A 3,808-nucleotide genomic window follows, 5' to 3' on the forward strand; every position below is an offset into this window, starting at 1 on the left:
ATCGCGTCCCTGCTTTCACGCCGGCGATGGTTGCATCGACGCTGGCCTTATCGATGATGCCGGGTCCGGTGAGGATCTCACGGGTCGGCACGGTGAGGCCGTAATTTACCTTGCCGTTGAGGATCGCCACGGCGAGGTAGCCCTGCAGGTAACCCTGCTGGTCAATCGCGCAAGCTTGTTTGCCATCCTTGATGTTGTTCAGAATGGTCTCGTCAAAGTTAATGCCGCAGAGATGAACCTTGTCACCCTTGCCGGCCTGGGTGATGCCGTTCATGGCGGAGTTGGCGTCAACGTTGCCGATGGTGAATACGGCGGTCACGTCTGAGTGTTGGAGCAGATAGGCCTTCACCGCCTGCGCCACGGCCGTCGCTGAGCCGAAGGACGTTGCTGGCAAGGGCAACACGTCGGCTTCACCGCCGCCATTCTTCATCCCCTCCTTGAAGCCACCACAATAAGCTTCGATATTGGCAGCGCCCGGCAGGGTGTTGATGCAGACGCCTTTCTTGTCACCGGCCTTGGCGAGATATTCCCCACCGGCGACGCCGCCTTTATAGTCGTCGGAGCCGACATAGTTCATGGCTCCCAGGCGATCGGCTGCCTTCAACCCGCCGGCATTGTAGATGACGAGTGGAATGCCAGCATCCACTACTGCCTTGAACGCAGGGTCCATCGCTTCCGGCACCCAGTCCGGGCCGACAATGGCGTCCGCTTTCTGGTCGATGGCTTGGCGGATCAGCTCAGCGGCGTCGACGCCCAGATTGTCATAGTTCTGCGGCCCCAGCCAAGTGACCTTGCCACCCTGGGCCTCGACAACTTTGCCGGCATCTTCGGCGCCACGCTTGACGATCGACCAGAACGGATCGTCCGGTTTGCCGCCGATGACGAAGATATTGGCGGCGAGCGTCGCGCCGGTACTGAACCCGATTAGCACCGCTGTCGACACAAGCGTCTTGAAAAGCTTCATAGTCTTCCTCCCATTTGCCCCGTGGGGCTTTTCAACAAAAGTTCTGGCTGTCCCGGGCCCGCTCCTCACGGGCACAGTCGAAACAGCGATTGGTTCATCATTCCGCCGGCATTCCAGATGCGGGATCGCTGCGGCCTTCCTGCTGGCTCCGCATTTTTTCCTTCTTCTTGCGGAACCGGGCCTTCATGATCTCGTCGGCTTCCTTGCTGCCGTCGTGCCAAGTTCCGAACAGCTTATCGAGGGGTACCAGCCCATCACCGCCGTAATTCACCTCGAAATACTTGTGGTGCAGGTAGTGCACGTAAGAATGGCTATCGAGCTTAACCTTGTCGGTGATTTCGAATGTCTCGAAACCGAGATGGCCGTTCACCGCTCCAAATCCCGCTCCGTGCAGCGTGAAGTAGGCGCAGACCGGATTCGAAGGGATCAACAGGTGCAGCCAGGCTTCAGCATGATAGAGGAAGCCCTCGACCGGGTGCATCGAGAGCGACGACCAGGGACTTGGATTAATCGAATTATGATGGACCGAATGCACCCATTTGTAGAGCGGCGGCCAATGGATCGCCCGATGAAGGAAGAAGAAATAGACCTCATGCACGGCTGGCGCGATAAGCACCAGGAACGACAGGTAAAGCCAATTCGTCGTCCATGGCAGCCAGATCGCCCAGCTGTTTGCATACATCCACAGCATCACGATCTCGACCACTGTCCAGTATCGTTGCGAAAAACGAGCGGGTGAAATTGTCGAGGTTCTGACTTTGAAACCAGAACACGTCTGACGCCGCGTCTGACGGAAATTTAGGATTATACTTGAAGCGGTTCTGTTGTTTGCGCTGGATATAGTAGCGCAACTCGAAGAAGCCGTAGAAGAGGAAGATGCCTGCAGCGTTGAGGCCATACAGCCAAAAGTAATTGACCAGAGAAAAGGTCGCGAGGCTCTGCCAGCTTGGGATGAGCAGGTTCACCCAAATGATCGACGTGGCGAGATGAAATGCGTTCCACGGCCAGAGAAACTCAGGAATCCAGGCCACCACCTTCTTTGCATTGAACGGACGATGCCAGATCGGGGCCGGCTCGGCCCGGCGATGCGGTGCCCAGTTACCCCGCTTGTCGCGCATTCCATACTGATGGTCGTCCATCGTGACAGTGCCTCTTGCCCGGATCGGTCGTGAGATTGCGGGGTCAGCCCACTGGGGGCTGATCTAGGATATCGACCCCGACTGGACGCGATTCATATCGGACGCTTGATCTTCATAGCAAGACGGAAATAGTATAAAAGCGACATTTATATCATTTAGTATCAGTCATGATGATATAACCAGGGTGCACTCATGAGGCGGCCGAGAATCCACGATCTCGCTACCGCAGCAGGCGTCTCAGTGGCGACCGTGAACAGAATTTTGGGTGGCACCGTTTCCGTGCGGCCGAAAACAGCTCAACGCGTCGCCCGCCTTCTGCTCGACCTCCATCACCGCGATGCAGTCAGTCGACGCTTGCCGTGTCGCAGACCAGTTGAAGGGTTGCGCCGGGCAGTTCTTCGGCAACTATCTTGGCATCATCCGCGCCCGTCAGACCTGCGCGGATCACTGCCATCCTGATCGTCGTATTGTTTTCACCCCTTGGGTCACGATCAGTCGACCCGTCATCAAAGGTCAATCGAACGTCCTGTTTCGAAACTTAGTCGTGCCGCGTCGAGCGCGTCGAGGACTGCCGTGCCCGCAGCAGCGGTAACCGGCGGCGAAGTGCCCTCGCGCACGGCACGGGCAAAGGCGGTGTAGTAATCGTGATAGCGGCCCTGCTCGGCGGGAAGCGCACTTCGCCAGCCGCGGTCCGCAGCACCCCCCACGCCTCTTCCGGCTCGTATCCCCAGCCAGCCATATCGTGCATCGGACGCCGGCCCGCGAAGATTGCCTGCGCCTGCACGTCGGTACCGTGCGATACATAGCTCCTTTCGGACCCATAGGCGCGCAGTTCGCGGATATTGAGATGGTTCAGCTTGCTGGCCGAGATATGGGAATGAACGCCGTTCTCATGCGCCAGACGGATCGTGAAGCTTGCATCGGTTGGCCCTTGCGGCAAATCGATATGGTCGAGCTGCGCGTCGACCGAGCGCGGCCCGAGCAACCACAGCATTTGATCGACTAGATGTGAGCCCAGATCGCGCAACAGACCGCCAGTTGGGCCTGCCTCCAGCGTCGCGGGGTCGTCAAAATCCATACGGTTGTGGACCCGCCATAATTTGCCGAGGCGGTTGTCGCGCACAACGCGCGCTAGTGTTGCAGGTCGGAATCAAGGCGTCGGTTCTGGAATACGCCGAGCACGACGCCCTTCTCCTTCGCCGCCCGGTCCAGCTCGCGCCCGCTTTCGGCATTTGGGGCAAACGGCTTGTCGGCCATGACGTGCAACCCGGCGGCAATGGCTTCGAGCACCAATTTGCGCCGCGTCCGCCGGCGGCGATCATGTCGGCGCTCGCGTGGATCGGCACGCCCGGCCAATCGACGCGCGCCCGGGCGATGGTGGCGGGCGCTCGAGCCGCTATGCCGACCAACTCGCAGCGATCGGCGGCGGCAATGAAAGGCGTGTGAAAATGCCGTCCACCCGTGCCATAGCCAACCACACCGATACGTATCATGCACATTCACCAAAGAAGGAATTCGGCAGAAGCGACGATCGACCGCCGCCGCCTGACGCCATTGAGTTGGTGTCAGCGCATCGCCGGCGCATCTGTCGAGGAACCCGGTGGCGGATGACCTTCATGCTCGGCCATGTAACCATCGACCTTGGCTTCCAGATCGGCCATCGTTTCGCCGCCAGCCATCAGATCCGTAATCTCCTCGCGGGACC

General features: G+C 59.1%; 5 protein-coding genes and 2 pseudogenes. 2 read left to right on the forward strand and 5 right to left on the reverse strand.

All coding sequences use genetic code 11. The features are described from left to right. Together NKJ94_RS37030 and NKJ94_RS37035 are read right to left on the reverse strand one after the other, a co-directional pair. A partial coding sequence (locus tag NKJ94_RS37030; RefSeq protein ID WP_352532680.1) for a sugar ABC transporter substrate-binding protein occupies window positions 1–964 on the reverse strand: 964 nt, incomplete at its 3' end. A gap of 97 nt (window positions 965–1,061) precedes the next feature. Continuing rightward, window positions 1,062–2,103: pseudogene (locus NKJ94_RS37035) on the reverse strand (sterol desaturase family protein). Between the two features lie 192 nt (window positions 2,104–2,295). On the opposite strand from NKJ94_RS37035, the pseudogene NKJ94_RS37040 reads away from it, so the two are divergent. Beyond that, window positions 2,296–2,403, forward strand: a pseudogene (locus tag NKJ94_RS37040) (LacI family DNA-binding transcriptional regulator); the annotation flags it as partial. A 43-nt stretch (window positions 2,404–2,446) separates the two neighbouring features. On the opposite strand, the gene NKJ94_RS37045 reads toward NKJ94_RS37040, so the two are convergent. The 3 genes from NKJ94_RS37045 to NKJ94_RS37055 are packed head-to-tail and all read right to left on the reverse strand — an operon-like array spanning window position 2,447 to window position 3,393. Next, entirely contained in the window at window positions 2,447–2,620 is a 174-nt protein-coding gene (locus tag NKJ94_RS37045) for a hypothetical protein (RefSeq protein WP_352532684.1), read from the reverse strand. A gap of 21 nt (window positions 2,621–2,641) precedes the next feature. Further along, entirely contained in the window at window positions 2,642–3,226 is a 585-nt protein-coding gene (locus NKJ94_RS37050) for a Gfo/Idh/MocA family protein (protein ID WP_352532678.1), read from the reverse strand. Between the two features lie 8 nt (window positions 3,227–3,234). After that, window positions 3,235–3,393 (reverse strand): Gfo/Idh/MocA family oxidoreductase, encoded by a 159-nt coding sequence (locus NKJ94_RS37055; RefSeq protein WP_352532682.1) that lies wholly within the window; start codon window positions 3,391–3,393, stop codon window positions 3,235–3,237. 44 nt (window positions 3,394–3,437) lie between these two features. Here NKJ94_RS37055 and NKJ94_RS37060 point away from each other — a divergent pair. Then, on the forward strand, window positions 3,438–3,808 hold a 371-nt coding region (locus tag NKJ94_RS37060; protein WP_352532686.1), incomplete at its 3' end, for a hypothetical protein.

The sequence above is a fragment of the Mesorhizobium sp. M0060 genome, from assembly GCF_040323155.1.
In the GTDB taxonomy this organism is placed as follows: Bacteria; Pseudomonadota; Alphaproteobacteria; order Rhizobiales; family Rhizobiaceae; genus Mesorhizobium.